This is a genomic window from Tardiphaga sp. 813_E8_N1_3 (genome assembly GCF_051811025.1).
GTDB lineage: Bacteria > Pseudomonadota > Alphaproteobacteria > Rhizobiales > Xanthobacteraceae > Tardiphaga.
Window position 1 is genome coordinate 514864 of sequence record NZ_JBPWQE010000001.1, and the last position, 19229, is coordinate 534092.

Below are 19229 nucleotides of genomic sequence, written 5' to 3' on the forward strand. Positions count from 1 at the left end.
TTGCCTCTTGCGTTGCAGCGCGATTCGCGACGTGCAAGATCGGCTCTCAGTGGTTTTCCCAAGAAGGGCACGTCGCATGTCGCTACTCACTCTCCGCATCCGTGGCAGGCTGTATGGGGGCTTCGGTGCGCTCGTATTGTTCGGATTGGGCATGGCAGGTTTCGCCGTGTGGAAACTTACGGAAATTCGCGACGACGTCTCGGCGATGAATGCCCAATCCGCCAATGCGATGCGCTCCGTAGAGATTTCGGCAGAACTGCAAGCGCTCCGCCGCGCGATGCTGCGATATACGTTCGATCAGGACGAGGCGTCCTTTGCTGAAGCCGAGAAGCTGCTGACGCAGGTCGGCGGAGTGTTGGAGGAAGCGGCCAAGGCAAGCTCCGAGGAGCGCCGCACGGTTTACAGGGAGGTCGAGAAGACGGTCGCCGATCTGAAGAGCAGGCGCGTCGATCTCGGGAACACCGTCAAGGAGATGCTCGCCAGCCGCAAGGTGCTGCTTACTGAAGGTGAAAAGCTTCAGGCCGACCTGAAGAAACTCGTGCTCGCGACACGTAGCTCGCCATTCGCACAAGGGGCGACCACCCTGCAATCCGAAACTCTGTTGGTTCAGATGGCGAACTGGCGGTTCTTTGCAGGTCGCGACCAGGACAATGTGACGTTGTTTGCCAACAGCGTGAAGAATGCCCAGCAACAGATCGCGGAGATGGAAAAATTTGATATGGCGCCGAGTCTTTCAGCGCTGTTCGAATCGATCAAGAAAGGCCTGGTCAGCTATTCCAGCGGATTCGATAAGGCGTCGGCCAATCTGCTGAAGATGGATCAGCTCTATTACAATACGATCACGCCGATGGTGGTCAGCGCCATCCGCAAGACCGACGGCATCAAGGCAGCGATCCAGCAGGAGGTCGTGAGCGCGACGACAGCCAATGAGCAGCGCATTTCCGGCACGATCACGCTGCAGCAGATCGTGGCCGGCGCGGCGACCATCACCGGTCTGCTGATTGCGTACCTGATCGCGCGCGGAATCATCGGGCCGCTGTCCGGCCTGACGGCGGGCATGAAGCAGCTCGCCGAGGGCAATTTCGGCGTGGTGCTGCCGGGGCTCGGCCGCAAGGACGAGGTCGGCGACATGGCGCAGGCCGTCGAGACCTTCAAGGTCAAGGCGGAAGAGAAAGCCCAGGTGGAAGCCGAGGCACGGATCACGCAGGATCACGCGGCGGCCTTGCAACGCAAGCAGGACATGATCCGGCTCGCCGACGATTTCGAGGGTACGGTCGGTGAAATCGTCGAGGCGGTGTCGTCCGCGTCGACCGAATTGGAAGCCTCGGCCAGCACGCTGACGTCGACAGCGGATCGGTCGCAGCAGCTCACCACGGTCGTCGCGACGGCGTCGGAAGAAGCCTCCACCAACGTGCAGTCGGTGGCGTCCGCCACTGAGGAAATGGCGTCGTCCATCACCGAGATCGGCCGTCAGGTTCAGGAGTCGGCACGTATTGCCAATGAGGCCGTGGACCAGGCGCAGAAGACCAATGATCGCGTCGGCGAGTTGTCGAAAGCTGCCGGCCGCATTGGCGCGGTGGTCGAACTGATCAACACCATTGCGGGGCAGACTAACCTGTTGGCACTCAATGCCACCATCGAGGCGGCGCGTGCCGGCGATGCCGGCCGTGGCTTCGCAGTGGTCGCGTCCGAAGTGAAGGCGCTCGCCGAGCAGACCGCCAAGGCCACCGGCGAGATCAGCCAGCAGATCTCGAGCATCCAGACTGCGACCGATGATTCCGTCTCGGCGATCCGCGAGATCGGCGCGACCATCGGCAAGATGTCGGAGATCGCGTCCACGATCGCTTCGGCTGTCGAAGAGCAGGGCGCGGCGACGCAGGAGATCTCCCGCAACGTGCAGCAGGCTGCGCAGGGTACGATGCAGGTCTCCTCCAACATCATCGACGTGCAGCGCGGCGCGAGCGAGACCGGCGGTGCGTCGTCTCAGGTGCTGTCCGCAGCGCAGTCGCTCTCGTCGGATAGCAACCGTCTGAAACATGAAGTCAGTCGCTTCCTGAACTCGGTCCGCGCGGCCTGAGTTCTCCAACATCGCATTTACCGGCTTGAGTAACGGTGCGTTCTCCGCACACCGTCACTCAAGTCGCTGTACGCGCCGGGAGAATTCAGGGCCTCGAAACCTCGCGTGCAGGGGATCGCACGACGAGAGTGCAATTTTAGATCGTTAATTCAGAACCTCGGATGCCTGAACTCAGACCCCATCACTGTCTGAAAAGTCCGAATTACTCGATGACCATTGCTATACCGGCTCAATTTGAGTGATCGCATCATCGGCGCGTTAACGTTTGTGTCAGAAGCGCGGTGGTAGGTTCCTGCCCATGAGCAGGTGATTTGATCGATCATCGAACGTATCGCCCGCTCATATGAGCCGATGACGTTTCTCGTTCAGGATCGGCTCACGCCAGCCTTCGCGTGCCCGTCGGATTGCCGCCGGGCTGCGCCAAGAAAGACAACCGCCTAGCATTCGATCATTTCACGCGACGCCGGACTCTGTCCGGCGAAGGACGACCCGACTCATTTTTCTGCCACTTCATTCCCAGGGACTGTCATGGCCTTCATTCAGAATTTGCGTATCGGCACCAAGCTCGCGGTTGCGTCAGCGCTCGGCATCATTCTCGTCGGCCTGATGATCTATATGCAGATCACGGGAAGTGCGGAGGTGCGTCAGTCCTATCAGACAGCCGGCGTCTATCAGGCCATTGCGCAGAATGCTGCCGAGGCCAAGGCTTCATTCCGTGGCATGCAGATCGGCGTGCGGGATTTCCTCGGCGCAACGAAGGTTGCGGATGTCCAGAAGGCGGCCGACTATTTCACAGCACGGACCGTGGCCGGGCTGCGCTTTTCGTCGCAGATGTTAAAACTGGCAACCGCGCCGGATGAGCGCGAGCGCATCAGCAAATTCCTCGACATGATGACGGCGCTCGGGAAGGGCGGCGACAAGATCGGCGTGATTCGGACGGATATCCTGAACCTGCAGGCGACACGCAACGAGGCCGGTGAATTGTCCGCCGATGCCTCGGTGCGCATCACCGCGCTGGGCGCAGAGATCGTCAAGCTCCGCACCGATGTACTGCTGCCGATGAGCTCCGAGCTCGACAAGCTGGCGGATACCATCGTCAACATGGCCAAGGAAAAGACCGAGCAGCAGACGACCGGCGCGGCGAACGAGGCCGCTGCAACCGAGCGAAATTCGCTGATCCTCGGTGGCGTGGTCGCGTTGATGCTGATCGGCACCTGCGCATTCTCGGTGTTCACGATCGGTCGCCCCATGAGCGCGCTGAGCAGATCGATGGAAGAACTCGCCGAGGGCAATTTCAGCGTGGTGTTGCCGGGCTTGGGCCGCAAGGATGAAATCGGCGACGTCGCTGGCGCCGTGGAGAAGTTCAAGGTCAAGGCACAGGAGCGCGCCCGCGCCGAAGCCGAGGCTCAAAAGCAGCAGGAACAGATCGCTGCCGAGCAACGCAAGCGCGAGATGATTAAGCTGGCGAACGATTTCGAGAGTGCGGTCGGCGAGATCGTCGAAACAGTGTCGTCGGCATCGACTGAGCTCGAAGCGTCGGCGGGCACGCTGACGTCGTCTGCCGAGCGTTCGCAGCATTTGACCACCATGGTGGCAGCCGCTTCGGAAGAGGCCTCGACGAACGTACAATCCGTGGCATCGGCGACCGAGGAAATGGCGTCATCGGTGAACGAGATCAGCCGCCAGGTTCAGGAATCGGCGCGCATCGCCAGCGAGGCCGTGCAGCAGGCCCAGAAGACCAACGACCGTGTCGGCGAATTGTCGAAGGCGGCCAGCCGTATCGGCGACGTGGTCGAGCTGATCAATAGCATCGCCGGGCAGACCAACCTTCTGGCGCTCAACGCGACCATCGAAGCCGCCCGCGCCGGTGAAGCCGGCCGCGGCTTCGCCGTGGTGGCGGCCGAGGTGAAGACGCTCGCGGAACAGACCGCCAAGGCGACCGGCGAGATCAGCACGCAGATCGGCAGCATCCAGTCCGCCACCGATGAATCGGTCAGCGCCATCCGCGAGATCGGCGTCACCATCGGTCGGATGTCAGAAATTTCGTCGACGATTGCTTCGGCCGTCGAAGAGCAGGGTGCCGCGACCCAGGAGATTTCCCGCAACGTGCAGCAAGCCGCGCATGGCACCCAGCAGGTCTCGTCCAACATTACGGATGTGCAGCGCGGCGCTAGCGAGACCGGGTCGGCCTCGTCGCAGGTTCTCTCGGCCGCGCAGTCGCTCTCGTCGGATGGCACGCGGCTAAAGGTGGAAGTCGCGCGGTTCCTCAACTCCGTTCGCGCGGCCTAGACCATGCGGGATCAGAACTGATCATTCTATCGAGCGATAACAGGACGTCCAGCCATGCTCTCGAACATCTCTATCAAAGCCAAGATCGCGATCGTTATCGCTTTTCTGTTAATCGCAATGACGGGGATGGGGGCGCTTGCCGTCAGCAAGATGCAGACGATCAACGCCAATGCGTCGGACATTCAGAAGAACTGGCTGCCAAGCGTCCGTGTTCTTGGTGGGCTACGGGCGACGACCATCGATTATCGCAATCTGGTGCGCGCACATATCCTCGCAGCCAATGCCGAGCAGATGCAGAAGACCGAGGCTGGCATCGACACCATCGTCAAGCGGGTTGCTGAAGAGCGGGCGGCCTATGACAAGTTGATTTCGAGCGCTGAAGAGCGCGCGATCTTCAATGACTGGAGCAAGGAATGGGACACCTATCTGTCGCGCAGCCAGGAAGTCTTCGCGCTCGACCGCAAGAATCTCGGCAAAGGCAATCAAGAAGCCCATGAGCTCAATCTCAATGTAATCAATCCGTTGGGATCCAAGGCCGACTTCGTCCTGCGCAAGGCCATCGAATTCAACGACAAGGGCGCGGCAGCATCGGGACAGAAGGCCGATGACAGCTATGGTTCGGCACTGATGACGGTCATTGTGATCATTGCAGTGACGGGGATCATCGGCATCGGTGTCGGCGTCTATCTGGTCAAGGACGTGTCCTCGGGCATCGCATCGATCGTGCAGCCGATGCAGGCGCTGAGCACCGGCGATCTCACGGCGCATGTGGCGCATCAGGGCGAGAAGACCGAGATCGGCGCGATGGCCGACACGCTTCAGGTATTCAAGCAGGCGCTGATCGACAAGCGCGCGGCAGATGAAGCTGCCTCTGCCGACGCCGAAGCCAAGATCGAGCGCGGTCGCCGCGTTGACAACATCACCCGCGAATTCGAATCGATGATCGGCGAGATCGTGGAGACCGTATCGTCGGCATCGACTGAACTCGAGGCCTCCGCAAGCACGCTAACCGCGACGGCCGAACGTTCCCAGGACCTGGCCACCACAGTGGCGGCAGCGTCCGAAGAAGCCTCCACCAATGTGCAGTCGGTGGCATCGGCCACTGAGGAAATGGCCTCATCGGTCAACGAGATCAGCCGACAGGTGCAGGAGTCGGCGAGCATCGCCAATCAGGCGGTGGATCAGGCGCGCCGCACCAACGATCGCGTCAGCGAACTCGCTAGTGCGGCATCGCGCATCGGGGACGTTGTCGAACTCATCAACAATATCGCCGGCCAGACCAATCTGCTGGCGCTCAATGCCACTATCGAGGCAGCACGGGCCGGCGAAGCCGGTCGCGGTTTCGCCGTCGTGGCCTCTGAAGTGAAGGCGCTCGCTGAGCAGACCGCCAAGGCGACCGGCGAGATCTCGACGCAGATTTCTGGTATCCAGGCGGCGACGCAGGAGTCGGTCGGCGCCATCAAGGAGATCGGCGACACTATCGGCCGCATGTCCGAGATTGCCTCGACCATCGCATCGGCGGTGGAAGAGCAGGGCGCCGCGACGCAGGAGATTTCGCGTAACGTCCAGCAGGCGGCACAGGGTACCATGCAGGTGTCGTCGAACATCACGGATGTGCAGCGCGGAGCGTCCGAGACCGGTTCTGCGTCGTCGCAGGTGCTTTCGGCCGCGCGGTCGCTATCATCGGACAGCACACGTCTCAAGAACGAAGTGGGCAAGTTCCTGAGCTCGGTACGCGCTGCCTAACGGGCTTTAACACAGGTGCACAACGCAAAAGTCGGCGCGAGAGCGTCGGCTTTCTTGCGCGGTAGTGCTGTTATGCGTGTGCGCCACACTCATTCAAGAAGCCATGCACAAGAAGTAGTCATGATGCACCGCTCCTTAACTTTATCCGGACAATCTCGATCGCGAGATCGTTGAAAGCTATCGACGCTCGGCCGGCAGCTCCAATGCATGCCGCGTCTTCAAACCCAGAAAATACCATTCGTGCAGTCGCGCGCCAACGGTCGAAAACCGAGGGACCATCACCTATGTTTGCCAGCCTGTCCATCCGTACCAAGATTACTCTTGTCGTCTCGTTTCTGCTGCTTGCCATGTCTGCAATGGGCGCACTGGCCGTCAAGCAGATGTACACCATCAACGGAGCGACATCCGATATCGTCACGAGCTGGCTGCCGAGCGTGCGTTCTTTGGGTGAAGTCCGCGCTGCAACGATCAGCTATCGTTCGGTGGTTCGTGGACATCTGCTTGCGACCGATGCCGCAGATACGAAGGTCCAGGACGACACGCTGGTGCGTTACGCCGAGATGCTCGACAAGGCGCGCAAGACGTATGAGCCGATGATTTCGTCGCCGGAGGAGCGCGCGATGTACAACGAATTCAGCAAGCTCTGGAACGAATATATCGCCGCCCTGCAGCCTGTTCTTGCGCTGTCACGCAAGAACGCTCGTGATGAAGCGCGAGATCTGAACGTGAAGGTCAACCAGATTGGCTTCAAGGCGGACGAAGCCCTGCAGAAGGATGTCGAGCTCAACAACAAGGGAGCTTTGGCGGCCGGAGAACTGGCGACGGACAGCTTTGGCGTTGCCATCAAGATGGTGATCGGTTCGCTCGTGTTTGCGGTTGTTGTCGGCGTCGGTGCGGCTATCCTGCTGGTGCGCGATGTTTCGGCCGGCATTACTTCGATCGTGCTGCCCATGCAGGCGCTCGGTACGGGTGATCTGACTGCAAACGTCCCACATCAGGGTGAGAAGACCGAAATCGGTACGATGGCGGACTCGCTTCAGGTGTTCAAACAGGCGCTGATCGACAAGCGAGCGGCGGATGAGGCCGCAGCGGCCGATGCCGAAGCCAAGATCGAACGTGGCCGGCGCGTTGACAGCATCACCCGCAACTTCGAATCGATGATCGGTGAGATCGTCGAGACGGTGTCGTCAGCATCGACCGAACTGGAAGCCTCGGCTGGTACGCTGACCGCCACGGCGGAGCGCTCGCAGGAATTGACCACGACGGTTGCCGCAGCCTCCGAGGAGGCATCGACCAATGTGCAGTCAGTGGCATCGGCAACCGAGGAAATGGCGTCGTCGGTCAACGAGATCAGCCGTCAGGTTCAGGAGTCGGCTGCAATCGCAGGACAGGCGGTGGATCAGGCACGCAAGACCAATGATCGCGTCGGCGAGCTCGCCAGCGCTGCAGCGCGCATCGGCGATGTGGTCGAGCTGATCAACAACATCGCAGGTCAGACAAACCTGCTGGCGCTCAACGCCACCATCGAAGCGGCCCGTGCCGGTGAAGCGGGCCGGGGCTTCGCTGTTGTCGCATCCGAGGTAAAGGCTTTGGCCGAGCAGACGGCCAAGGCGACTGGCGAGATTTCGACGCAGATCTCCGGTATCCAGGCGGCGACGCAGGAATCGGTTGGCGCCATCAAGGAGATCGGAGACACCATCGGCCGCATGTCCGAGATTGCCTCGACCATCGCTTCCGCGGTGGAAGAGCAGGGCGCCGCGACGCAGGAGATTTCCCGCAACGTTCAACAGGCGGCGCAGGGCACGATGCAGGTCTCGTCGAACATCGTTGATGTGCAGCGTGGTGCAACAGAGACTGGATCTGCCTCGACTCAGGTTCTCGCTGCGGCGCAATCACTGTCCTCGGACAGCACGCGACTGAAGGATGAAGTCAGCAAGTTCCTCAACGCCGTGCGCGCGGCCTGAGTTTCAATACAGCATGATCAAGAAAGCCAGCGCGAGAGCGTCGGCTGTTTTTTGGATTACATGATCGGTCGCAGGCAACGTTATCGCATCTGGATTATGCGATAACACAGTTCGTGCTGCACTGCTTTTTAACTTTATCTCGCCACTCTCTTTCACGCGGGCTCAGACCGTTCTTTCAATCTGTGCTCGACTGGTAATTGCCGCCAAATGTCGCGCGAGGCGCGATCATAAAAATCAAGCTCTGCCATTGCTGACCAGCGGTAGAATACCGAAGGAATACGATTTCATGCTCGCCAAGATTTCCATTCGCACCAAGATCACCATTGTCATTTCCTTCTTATTGATTGCCATGGGTGGCATGGGCGTTCTGGCTGTCACCAAGATGCGCGCCATCTACGGCGAAGCGTCGGAAATCCAGAAGAGCTGGCTGCCGAGCGTCCGTTCACTGGGGGAGCTTCGTGCAGGCGTAAATGTCTACCGCAATATCGTGCGCCTCCATATGCTCGCCGCGACACTGGAAGCGAAGGCATCGGCCGAGAAGCGCCTGATCAATACCGACGCGGATAACATGAAGATCCGTGCGACCTATGAGAAGCTGATCACCTCGCCTGAGGAGCGCGCGCTGTATACGCAATGGGCGCAGCAGTGGAATCTCTACATGAACGGTGTCCAGGAAGTTCTGGCGCTTTCGCGTGCCAGCGTCGGCAAGATTCCGAACGAACCGCAGGATCTGAACGAGAGCAAGGTGTTGCCGATCGGCAAGAAGGCGGACGACCTGCTCGACAAGGATATCGCGCTGAATAAAGCCGGCGCGGATGCAGCCGGCAAGAGCGCCGAAGACAACTACGAGACAGCCTTCATGTTGCTTGCGATCATGCTCGGTGCATCGGCAATCCTCGGGATCGGCATCGGCATCTATCTGGTGAAAGACGTGTCGAGTGGCATCGCTTCGATCGTCAAGCCGATGCAGGCACTCGGCGCCGGCGATCTGACGGCTGTCGTACCCCATCAGGGCATGAAGACCGAGATCGGCACCATGGGTGATACGCTGCAGGTGTTCAAGCAGGCGCTGATCGACAAGCGCGCGGCGGATGAAGCCGCAGCGGCCGATGCTGAAGCCAAGATCGAACGCGGCCGCCGCGTCGACAGCATCACCCGCAACTTCGAATCGATGATCGGTGAGATCGTCGAGACAGTGTCGTCGGCATCGACTGAACTTGAGGCTTCGGCCGGCACGCTGACTGCGACCGCCGAACGTTCGCAGGAATTGACCACGACGGTCGCTGCTGCCTCGGAAGAAGCATCGACCAATGTGCAGTCGGTGGCATCGGCCACTGAGGAAATGGCGTCGTCGGTTAACGAGATCAGCCGTCAGGTGCAAGAATCGGCCGCAATCGCAGGACAGGCGGTGGATCAGGCGCGCAAGACCAATGATCGCGTCGGCGAGCTCGCCAGCGCCGCAGCGCGCATCGGCGATGTGGTCGAGCTGATCAACAACATCGCAGGCCAGACAAACCTACTGGCGCTGAATGCGACCATCGAGGCGGCGCGTGCCGGCGAAGCCGGCCGCGGTTTCGCGGTCGTGGCCTCCGAAGTGAAGGCGCTCGCTGAGCAGACCGCCAAGGCGACTGGCGAGATTTCGACGCAGATCTCCGGTATCCAGTCAGCGACGCAGGAATCGGTCGGCGCCATCAAGGAGATCGGAGACACTATCGGCCGGATGTCCGAGATTGCCTCGACCATCGCATCCGCGGTGGAAGAGCAGGGCGCCGCGACGCAGGAGATTTCGCGTAACGTCCAGCAGGCGGCGCAGGGCACGATGCAGGTCTCGTCGAATATCGTTGATGTGCAGCGTGGTGCGACAGAGACTGGATCCGCCTCGACTCAGGTTCTCGCTGCGGCGCAATCACTGTCCTCGGACAGCACGCGATTGAAGGACGAAGTCAGCAAGTTCCTGAACGCGGTGCGGGCAGCGTAGTCTTTCCCTCCCCACTGCGCACCGCTTCGCGGCACTTGGGGGAGGGAGAAGAAAGAAAGCGTTCCTCTACTTCACATTCGACATGACCAGTCCCGCGATGTCCATATAGGTGCGCACCAGCGGGGCGACGAACCGATGCGCCGATGTCTTGGACACCAGCGTATCGTGCAGGACCAGATGATCGATGCCGGTATTGATGAAGCACGCCATGGCATCGCGCGGGGTCTCGACAATCGGCTCGCCCTTCACGTTGAACGAGGTATTTAGCAACACCGGCACGCCGGTGAGCGCATCGAATTCCTTCAGCAGCCGATAGAGCACTGGGTTGGTATCTTCCGTGACAGTCTGGACGCGCGCCGTTCCATCGATGTGCACGATGGCCGGGATCTTCTCGCGCCATTCGGGGCGCACCGGGGCCGCGATCAGCATAAACGGCGAATCCTGATCGCCTTCAAAAATCTCTCTGGCGCGTTCAGCGAGTACGATCGGCGCGAACGGACGGAACGGCTGACGGTGCTTCACGCGTGAATTGAGGATGTCCTTCATTTCCGGTCGGCGCGGATCGGCGATGATGCTGCGATTGCCGAGCGCGCGCGGGCCGTATTCCGAGCGACCCTGAAACCAGCCGATCACTTTCTGGTCGGCGAGCAGCCTGGCGGTATCGCGGCAGATATTGTCGCTGCGTACCGCACTGGTCTGCGCCTTGACCAGCGTGCGCTGTGTTGCTGCCTCGATGTCGCGATGGGTATAATTCCTGCCGGTATAGGAATGCGTCATCACATAAGAGCGCTGCTGCTTCTGCACTTCGAGCAGGCCGTAATAGGCGCAGCCGATGGCGATGCCGTTGTCGCCGGCAGCGGGCTGGATCCAGACATTTTCGAAGCCGGCTTCGCGGGCGATGCGACCATTGGCGACGCAGTTCAGCGCGACGCCGCCGGCGATGCAAAGGTTTTTCGCGCCGGTCGTCTCGCGTAGCCAGCGGGCGCGGGCGAGCAGCACCTTCTCGGTGTCGTCCTGAACGCGCCAGGCGATATCCTCCCAATGCCGCATTGACGGATGGGTGTCCCACTTGCCATCGCTATCGGCGATATAGGGCTGGTTGTATTCGGGGGTCCAGCGCGGCACGCTAAGCACGTTGTCGGTGATGTCCATCAGCGGCTTGACCTGGTCGCGGCGGCCATAGGGCGCCAGCCCCATCAGCTCGCCGCATTTGTTCCAGTCGCCGAACACATAGGTCGACGCGCGGCTGTAAAGCGCCCCAAGACCCGGCATATTGTAGAATTCGTCGCTGAGAAAGCCGCGATCCGGCTCCATCCAGACTTTCTTCAGGCAGTCGAGCTGCGTGCCCTTGAACGTGTAATAGCTCTCCGATTCCCGGGCGAGCTTCGAGCCCGGCTCGTCGCCGGGATAAGCCTCGATGACGTCGGAGCGATAGCTGCCGACGCCATCGACGATCATGATCGCCCCCTCTTCGAAGGGGCACACGGCGAATGCGCTATAGGCGTGCGCCAGATGATGCGAGATCGTTTTGACCTTGCCGGTGCGCGAGCGGAACAACGGATGGACGCTGGCGTCCTGCCGTTCATATTCGGGCAGGAAGCCCGGCATGTCCTGATAGATCAAGCGGTCTTCCATCTCCGGAACCGGCAGGATGTAGCAATTGCTCACCACCAGGTCGACGTCGTCCAGCGTGATGCCTTCGGCATCGAGGACGTAGTCGATCACTTCCTTGTAGAATCCGGTCGCGTGCTTGTCGCGGGTAATCCGCTCTTTTTCGATCGCATAGGCCAGCGCACCGTCACGCAGCAGGCAGGCGCTGACGTCGTGATCGTAGGTGTTGAGACCGAGGATGTAGCTTGGTTTGGGCATGAATCAGCTTCTGACAATTCGCGGGAAGGGACGAATGATGGGATCGAGCTGCTGACGCAGGCGCGGTGGGTGGGACGGATCGCATATTCGCAGGTGCGAGGTGCAGCCATCAGCATAGTGCGAGGCAATATGAAGAGAAGATGAACGGCGGGAGGTGAAAAGCGAGGTGACGGGTGAAGGTGCGTATTCGTTCGTAGTGACAGCGTTGTCGGCAACTTGACCGGCGCTCGAGCTTGACCCTATTCTGGCGCTGTTGATGCGTGCACGCCTTGTGATGGCCATATTACTATTCTGGTTTCAGCACCCGTGTGAATCAAGAATTGCTCACTGAACAATTCGAGGTCGGAAGCATTCTAAAGCCGTGCTTCCGCAGAATGGAGATCCCAAGAATGGCTCAAACCAAAACGACGCGCCACAATATCGTGACCCGCTGCCTGGCAGCTATGGCGCTTGTGTCTGTCTACTGTGTCGGCCTGATCGGCGCGTCCACGATGTTGCTCACCACGAGCAGCACCTCGGCCGAGGCCCGTGGTGGCGGTCGCGGCGGCGGTCGTGGCTGGGGCGGCGGCCGTGGACGTGGCGGCGGGTTCTACCGTGGCGGCGGTCGTGGTTATGGTCGCGGCTATGGCTTCTACGGTGGGCCGCGCTTCGTGGCGCCGGGCTGCTATTTCAGCCGTCGCTGGGGCCGGGTGGTTTGCCCGTACTAAATCATAGGCGCTACGGCGCTGAATGAACGAGATCTAGAGAGGCGCACCGGGTAACCGGGGCGCCTTTTGCTTTCCAGGATCGCCTTTCTCCAGGAATCGGGCCTCTCCTTCGAGAATGATTTGTCGAAAGCTACCCTCCTTGCACAATGCAGAGGTCGCTTTTGGCATGCCATCTTGTGTTTTCTCATCCAAATTCCAATGTCGGCATGACAAGCTTGCGCGCCCGCGCATGGCAATTCGCTCCTCCCACCCTGGAACCTTCATGAGCGCCCTGTTCTCTCCCTTCAAGCTGCGCGACCTCACGCTGCCGAACCGCATCGTCATTGCGCCGATGTGCCAGTATTCTGCCGAAGATGGCCGGGCCACCGACTGGCACATGATCCATCTCGGCAATATGGCCCTGTCGGGCGCCGCCATGCTGGTGATCGAAGCGACCGCCGTGGAAGCCATCGGCCGCATCACACCCGGCGATCTCGGCCTCTATAACGACGCGACCGAAGCCGCGTTGAAGCCCGTGCTGGCGGCGATACGCAAACATTCGAACATTGCCGTTGGCATGCAGATCGCCCATGCAGGCCGAAAGGCGTCCAGTCACGCCCCATGGGATGGCGGCCAGCAGGTCCCGCTCGACAAAGGCGGCTGGGTCGCCCACGCCCCGTCCGCCATTCCGCAGAAGTCCGGCGAGTTGCCGCCGCAGGAGATCGATGCCGCGGGCCTCAAGCGCATCCGCGATGCCTTCGTGGCCACAGCGAAGCGCGCCGAGCGGCTCGGCATCGATGCGCTCGAAATCCACGGTGCGCATGGCTATCTGCTGCACGAGTTTCTTTCACCGATCTCCAACCTGCGCACCGACAACTATGGCGGTTCGCTGGAGAACCGGATCAGGTTTCCACTCGAAGTGTTCGACGCGGTACGCGCGGCGTTTCCCGCCGGCAAGCCGGTTGGCTTCCGTGTTTCGGCATCCGATTGGGTCGAGGGCGGCTGGGATGTCGAGCAGACGATTGTTCTCGCCAACGAGCTAAAGAAGCGCGGCGTCGACTGGATGGATGTTTCATCAGGTGGTGTCTCGCCACAGCAGAAGATCGCGCTCGGGCCCGGCTATCAGGTGCCGTTCGCCGAAGCCGTGAAAGCGGCGACGGGACTGCCGACGATTGCGGTGGGTTTGATCACCGAAGCGCAGCAGGCCGAAGACATCGTTGCTTCCGGCAAGGCCGATCTGGTCGCCATCGCACGTGGCATTCTCTACGATCCGCGCTGGCCGTGGCACGCGGCTGCGCATCTCGGCGGTCAGGTGCAGGCGCCGCCGCAATACTGGCGCTCGCAGCCATCGACGCAAAAGGCGCTGTTCGGCGATACGACGTTCGGCGGCCGCTAAACCACTTCAAGACGCCTCGCTTTCAACACCCACACATTGTCCCGGAAGCCCGGTGCGATGTGTGGGTGTTTGTCGTTGCTGCGCGTCCACTCCGCGAATGGCAGCCCTGCGGCAGCATCGTGTTTACATGACAGAATGTCGCACCTACACAGCGCAAAATTCTGCGCCGTAAAATAATCGTGGCATCTGGTGCTGCCCGCCTATCGAGAGGAGCCCCGCCATGGCCCGCCATTTCCTATGGCTTCTGCTGATCCCCTTCGTCGGCCTGCTCTGGGTCCCGTTCTACAACTTTCATGATCCGGTGCTGTTCGGCTTTCCCTTCTTCTACTGGTACCAGCTCGCCTGGGTGCCGATGACCGCCTTTCTGACCTGGCTCGCTTACCGGACCTACCCCAATGAAGACTGAGCTCGATATTCCCGCCGTTGCGGTCTTTCTGTTCTTCTTCGCGCTCGTCACCGTGATGGGCTTCGTCGCCTCGAAGTGGCGCCGCACGAAAACGCTGGCCAGTCTCGACGAATGGGGCCTTGGTGGCCGCCAGTTCGGCACCTGGATCACCTGGTTTCTGGTCGGCGGCGATTTCTATACCGCCTATACGGTGATCGCCGTGCCGGCACTGGTTTATTCGGTCGGTGCTTACGGCTTCTTCGCGCTGCCTTACACGATCCTGGTCTATCCCATCGTGTTCATAGTGATGCCGAGGCTTTGGCAGGTCGCCAAGGACAACGGCTATGTCACTGCCGCCGACGTTGTGCATGGCCGCTATGGTTCGCGCCTACTGGAAGCAGCAGTCGCCATCACCGGTGTCGTCGCCACCATGCCCTATATCGCGCTGCAGCTGATCGGTATGGCCACGGCTGTGAAGGCGCTTGGTTTCGAGGGCGAACTGCCGCTGATCGCGGCCTTTGTCGTGCTCGCGCTCTACACCTACTCGTCGGGCCTGCGTGCTCCGGCGCTGATCGCCTTCGTCAAGGATATCATGATCTATATCGCCGTCATCGCGGCAGTGTCGGTGATCCCCGGCAAGGTCGGCGGCTATGCCGCAGTGTTCGACGCCGCCGATCAGGCATTCAAGGCCAAGGGCTCGGGGAGCATCTTGCTGCAACCCGGTCAATATGTAGCCTATGCCACCCTGGCACTCGGTTCGGCGCTCGCGGCCTTCATGTATCCGCACACGCTGACCGGTATCTTCGCCAGCAAAAGTGCCACGACCATCCGCAAGAATGCGGTGCTGTTGCCGGCCTATACGCTGATGCTCGGCCTGCTGGCGTTGCTCGGCTATATGGGCCACGCGGCCAAGCTGAAGCTCGCCAGCAATAATGACGTGGTGCCGGCGCTGTTCCAGACACTGTTTCCGAGTTGGTTCGCCGGCTTCGCTTTTGCTGCGATCGCCATCGGCGCGCTGGTCCCCGCGGCTGTGATGAGCATTGGCGCTGCCAATCTCTTCACCCGCAATTTCTGGAAGGCCTATGTCAATCCGCAGGTCGATACGGCGGGCGAAGCCGCGGTGGCGAAGATCGCCTCGCTGGTGGTGAAGGTCGGTGCGCTGCTGGTCATCATCTATCTGCCGACGCAGTTCGCGCTCGACCTTCAGCTTCTCGGAGGCCTGTGGATCCTGCAGACGCTGCCGGCCTTGATCTTCGGCCTGTTCACCCGCTGGTTCACCGCGCCGGCATTGCTGATCGGATGGGTGGTTGGCCTGTTCGGCGGCACATATCTGGCCTGGACGGACGGCCTCAAGCCGCTGCACATGCTGTCGGTCGGCAGCTTCCAGGCGACGGTCTATGTCGGGCTGATTGCCCTCGTCGCGAACATCGTGGTCGCGATCCTGGTCAATCTCGTGGTGCCGAGGCCGGTGGCAACGGCCGAGGCGGCGAGCACGTAAAGGCCTCCCCGTAAAGCCCGCGCGCGCATTGTTTCCGGCGCGCGCCGGCTTTATTGTCCGCGCGAATGCCCGCCATCCCTGTGCGGGACCGCTGGATGGAGCTTGCCTGAGTGACTGAATCGATGCGCATCGGCACGCGCAAAAGCACCATGGCGCTGGCCCAGACCGAAGAGATCGCGCGCCGGCTTGCGGTGGTCGCGCCGGAACTGGCCGTCGAGATCGTGAAATTCGAGCCGGTCGGCGACCGCGACCAGACCAGCAATCTCCTGAAGCATGGCGGCAAGGGCGGCGCCTTTGTCGGCGAGATTCGCGCGGCTGTGCTCAAGGGCACGCTGCATGCGGCGATGCATTCGCTGAAGGATATGCCGGGCAACGAGGACACGCCGGGCCTCGTGATCGGTGCAACGCTGGTGCGCGATCCTCCGACGGACTCGCTGGTGCTGCGCAAGGGTGTCAGCCTCGACGATCTCAAACGGACCCGTGGCAAAGGCTTCAAGATCGGCACCAATGCCGTACGCCGCGCGGCCTATATTCGGCGGCTGTTTCCCGAGATCGAGGTGATCCACTTCCGCGGCGCCGCAGACACGCGCGTGCGCAAACTCGACAATGGCGAAATGCAGCGGCTGCCTGATGGCGGCGAGGTCGGCCCCGCCGACGCGCTGATCATGGCGCGTTCAGGCCTCGAGCGTGTTGGATTGGCGAGCCGCATCGCACGCGATTTCACGCCGCAGGAAATGTTGCCGGCCGTGGGGCAGGGCATTGTTGCAGTCGAATGCGCGGCGCATGACTGGGTCTCGCGGCGTTATCTCTCGCTGATCGACGACCCTGCGGCACATCTGTCCTGCGATGCCGAGCGTGAGGTGCTTTGGGTGCTGAACGGCCACTGCAATTCGCCGATTGCCGGTTATTCGGTGATCTCAGGGCACGAGATGGCGCTGACCGCATCGGTGCTGGATGAAGCCGGCGGGCAGTTCATCGAGGTGACGCGCATCGGGCCGGCGGATCGTCCGCGTGAGCTGGGGCGGGCTGTCGGGCTGGAACTGCTCGACAAGGGCGCCGGCGCGTTGATCGAGGGCAATAGGCCGGAGCATTAGCTGTTCGATAGAACAGCTTGCCCTCTCCACGTCATGCCCGGGCTTGACCCGGGCATCCTCGTCGATTGAACGAGCGGTAAAGCTGGATGGCCGGGTCGAGCCCGGCCATGACAGAGTTTGTGGCTGCTACCCCTCCGCCATCCCCACCGACCACAGTGCAAACGCATAGACGATCGCGATCTCATCCAGCCGGTTGAAACGCCCGGACGCGCCACCGTGACCGGCGCCCATATTCGTCCGCAGCAGCACCGGGCCGCCACCGGTCATCGTCGCGCGCAGCCGTGCGATCCATTTCGCCGGTTCCCAATAAGTGACGCGGGGATCGGTGAGACCGCCCATCGCGAGTATCTTCGGATAGTCCCTCGCCGCGACCTGATCGTAAGGTGAGTAGGACAGGATCGTCTTGAAATCCTCGGCACTCTCGATCGGATTGCCCCATTCGGGCCACTCGGGCGGTGTCAGCGGCAGTGTGTCGTCGAGCATGGTGTTGAGCACATCCACGAACGGCACTTCGGCGACGATCCCGGAGAACAATTCACCGGAGCGGTTGGCGACCGCGCCCATCAGCATGCCGCCGGCGCTGCCGCCGTGGCCGACGATGTTTTTCTCCGAGGTATATTTCGCGGTGATGAGCGTCCGGGCACTCGCGGCGAAATCGTCGAATGAGTTGGTCTTCTTGTCGCGCTTGCCGTCGAGATACCAGCCCCAGCCCTTGTCGGCGCCGCCGCGGATATGCGCGATGGCATAGACGAAGCCGCGATCGACCAGTGACAGCCGGTTCGCAGAGAACGACGCAGGCATCGCCATCCCATAGGAGCCGTAGCCATAGAGCAGCAGCGGCGCCTTGCCGTCCTGTTTGAGATCTTTGCGATGCAGGATCGACACCGGAACCTCGGCGCCGTCATGTGCCTTGGCCATGATGCGCGTGGTGACATAGTCGGCGGGATTGTGCCCCGACGGAATCTCCTGGCGCTTGCGTAACGTCCGTTCGCGCGTTGCCATGTCGTAGTCATAGACTTCCGACGGCGTCGTCATTGAGGAATAGGCGAAACGCAAAGTGGTCGTATCGAATTCGTAGCCGCCCATCGTATCGAGTGAGTAGGCGGCTTCGTCGAAGGCGATGGCGTGTTCGTCCCTGGTGGTGAGATCGCGGATCACGATCGACGGCAGCGCATTGGCACGCTCCAGACGGACCAGATAATTGGCCGTGAGATCCATGTCGAGGACATAGATGCCCTCGCGATAGGGGATCAGGTCTTTCCAGTTCGCGCGCGCGGGCGTCGCCAACGGCGCGGTGACGATCTTGAAGTCGATGGCGCCGTCGGCATTGGTCAGGATGAACAGCTCATCGCCGCGATCGGCCAGCGAATACTGCACACCGTCTTCACGCTTTGCCACGAGGCGCGGCGGCACGTCTGGCGTGGCGAGATCGATCAATTGCTGTTCGGAGGTCTCATGATCGCCGCCGGCGATGACGCAGAAGCGGCCGCTGGCGCTTTCGTGGATATGGGTGAACCAGCCGGAATCCTGCTCCTCGAAGATCAGCCTGTCGTCGGCCTGCTTGCTGCCGAGCCTGTGCAGCCAGACCTGCATCGGGCGATGGTTGTCGTCGAGCTTCACATAAAAGAAAGCCTTGCAGTCATGCGTCCACACCACGCCGCCATCGGTCTCTTCGACCACGTCGTCGAGATCGTTGCCGGTGGCCCAGTCACGCACACGAATGGTGAAATATTCCGAACCCTTGACGTCGGCGCTCCAGGCTTCCAGCGCATGATCGGGTGAGTGGCGGGCGCCGCCGAATTTGAAATATTTGTGGTTCGCGGCGAGCTTGTCGCCGTCGAGAATGATGGTGACCTCGCCGCCATCCCGCGGCATCCGGCCGAACAATTCGTGCTGGCCGCCCTCGCGGAACTTCCGCAAGTAAGCATAGGGACCGTCCGGCGAGGGCACGCTGGAATCGTCTTCCTTGATGCGGCCGCGCATTTCCGCAACCAGCTTGGTCTGCAGCGCCGCCGTGCCGCCGAGCAGGCTGTCGGTATAGGCATTCTCGGCCTCGAGATAGGTGCGGATCTCCGGCTCCAGCACGCTGGGATCGCGCAAGACCTCCTGCCATTTGGCGTCTTTCAACCAGGCGTAATCATCGCTCACGGTGATGCCGTGGGTTGTGAAGGAATGCGGATGACGCGGCGCAACCGGCGCGGGCATGGAGGATGTCTGCTTTGTCATGAACGCTCTTTTCGCGGAAGC

At 61.2% G+C, this 19229-nt stretch carries 12 protein-coding genes; 10 read left to right on the forward strand and 2 right to left on the reverse strand.

The features are described from left to right. The first annotated feature begins 76 nt into the window (after window positions 1-76). From AB8A33_RS02425 to AB8A33_RS02445, 5 genes are all read left to right on the forward strand, one after another. Window positions 77-2077, forward strand: coding sequence for a methyl-accepting chemotaxis protein (locus tag AB8A33_RS02425; protein ID WP_439091286.1), 2001 nt, complete (start codon window positions 77-79; stop codon window positions 2075-2077). Window positions 2078-2605: 528 nt separating this feature from the next. Continuing rightward, the gene (locus tag AB8A33_RS02430; RefSeq protein ID WP_439091287.1) at window positions 2606-4366 is read left to right on the forward strand and encodes a methyl-accepting chemotaxis protein; all 1761 of its coding nucleotides are present in this window, start codon (window positions 2606-2608) and stop codon (window positions 4364-4366) included. Window positions 4367-4420: 54 nt separating this feature from the next. Then, complete coding sequence (locus AB8A33_RS02435; RefSeq protein WP_439091288.1) at window positions 4421-6112, forward strand: methyl-accepting chemotaxis protein; 1692 nt, start codon at window positions 4421-4423, stop codon at window positions 6110-6112. A 284-nt stretch (window positions 6113-6396) separates the two neighbouring features. Continuing rightward, complete coding sequence (locus AB8A33_RS02440) at window positions 6397-8076, forward strand: methyl-accepting chemotaxis protein (RefSeq protein WP_439091289.1); 1680 nt, start codon at window positions 6397-6399, stop codon at window positions 8074-8076. Window positions 8077-8362: 286 nt separating this feature from the next. Beyond that, the gene (locus AB8A33_RS02445) at window positions 8363-10054 is read left to right on the forward strand and encodes a methyl-accepting chemotaxis protein (RefSeq protein WP_439091290.1); all 1692 of its coding nucleotides are present in this window, start codon (window positions 8363-8365) and stop codon (window positions 10052-10054) included. A 66-nt stretch (window positions 10055-10120) separates the two neighbouring features. Here the strand turns inward: AB8A33_RS02445 and AB8A33_RS02450 are convergent, their stop codons facing one another. Further along, window positions 10121-11923: a carbamoyltransferase family protein gene (locus AB8A33_RS02450; RefSeq protein WP_439091291.1), complete on the reverse strand. Its 1803-nt coding sequence runs from the start codon at window positions 11921-11923 to the stop codon at window positions 10121-10123. A gap of 389 nt (window positions 11924-12312) precedes the next feature. Between AB8A33_RS02450 and AB8A33_RS02455 the strand changes: the two genes are divergently transcribed. The 5 genes from AB8A33_RS02455 (at window position 12313) to hemC (ending at window position 16982) form a co-directional block, all read left to right on the forward strand. Continuing rightward, the gene (locus tag AB8A33_RS02455) at window positions 12313-12630 is read left to right on the forward strand and encodes a hypothetical protein (RefSeq protein ID WP_439091292.1); all 318 of its coding nucleotides are present in this window, start codon (window positions 12313-12315) and stop codon (window positions 12628-12630) included. 262 nt (window positions 12631-12892) lie between these two features. Continuing rightward, window positions 12893-14005, forward strand: a complete 1113-nt coding sequence (locus AB8A33_RS02460; RefSeq protein WP_439091293.1) for an NADH:flavin oxidoreductase/NADH oxidase — start codon at window positions 12893-12895, stop codon at window positions 14003-14005. Window positions 14006-14225: 220 nt separating this feature from the next. Then, the gene (locus AB8A33_RS02465; protein ID WP_092145849.1) at window positions 14226-14411 is read left to right on the forward strand and encodes a DUF3311 domain-containing protein; all 186 of its coding nucleotides are present in this window, start codon (window positions 14226-14228) and stop codon (window positions 14409-14411) included. Then, complete coding sequence (gene mctP, locus AB8A33_RS02470; protein WP_439091294.1) at window positions 14401-15888, forward strand: monocarboxylate uptake permease MctP; 1488 nt, start codon at window positions 14401-14403, stop codon at window positions 15886-15888. Before AB8A33_RS02465 ends, mctP begins: the two co-directional genes overlap by 11 nt. 110 nt (window positions 15889-15998) lie before the next feature. Then, window positions 15999-16982 (forward strand): hydroxymethylbilane synthase, encoded by a 984-nt coding sequence (hemC, locus tag AB8A33_RS02475; RefSeq protein WP_439091295.1) that lies wholly within the window; start codon window positions 15999-16001, stop codon window positions 16980-16982. 126 nt (window positions 16983-17108) lie between these two features. Here hemC and AB8A33_RS02480 read toward each other — a convergent pair whose 3' ends face one another. After that, window positions 17109-19208 (reverse strand): S9 family peptidase, encoded by a 2100-nt coding sequence (locus AB8A33_RS02480; protein ID WP_439091296.1) that lies wholly within the window; start codon window positions 19206-19208, stop codon window positions 17109-17111. Window positions 19209-19229: the final 21 nt, after the last annotated feature.

Coding starts and splice junctions, on each gene's coding strand:
- AB8A33_RS02465 (WP_092145849.1), top strand. CDS start 14,226: ATGGCCCGCCATTTCCTATGGCTTCTGCTGATCCCCTTCGTCGGCCTG.
- AB8A33_RS02455 (WP_439091292.1), top strand. CDS start 12,313: ATGGCTCAAACCAAAACGACGCGCCACAATATCGTGACCCGCTGCCTG.
- AB8A33_RS02445 (WP_439091290.1), top strand. CDS start 8,363: ATGCTCGCCAAGATTTCCATTCGCACCAAGATCACCATTGTCATTTCC.
- AB8A33_RS02450 (WP_439091291.1), bottom strand. CDS start 11,923: ATGCCCAAACCAAGCTACATCCTCGGTCTCAACACCTACGATCACGAC.
- AB8A33_RS02435 (WP_439091288.1), top strand. CDS start 4,421: ATGCTCTCGAACATCTCTATCAAAGCCAAGATCGCGATCGTTATCGCT.
- AB8A33_RS02440 (WP_439091289.1), top strand. CDS start 6,397: ATGTTTGCCAGCCTGTCCATCCGTACCAAGATTACTCTTGTCGTCTCG.
- AB8A33_RS02480 (WP_439091296.1), bottom strand. CDS start 19,208: ATGACAAAGCAGACATCCTCCATGCCCGCGCCGGTTGCGCCGCGTCAT.
- mctP (WP_439091294.1), top strand. CDS start 14,401: ATGAAGACTGAGCTCGATATTCCCGCCGTTGCGGTCTTTCTGTTCTTC.
- AB8A33_RS02425 (WP_439091286.1), top strand. CDS start 77: ATGTCGCTACTCACTCTCCGCATCCGTGGCAGGCTGTATGGGGGCTTC.
- AB8A33_RS02430 (WP_439091287.1), top strand. CDS start 2,606: ATGGCCTTCATTCAGAATTTGCGTATCGGCACCAAGCTCGCGGTTGCG.
- AB8A33_RS02460 (WP_439091293.1), top strand. CDS start 12,893: ATGAGCGCCCTGTTCTCTCCCTTCAAGCTGCGCGACCTCACGCTGCCG.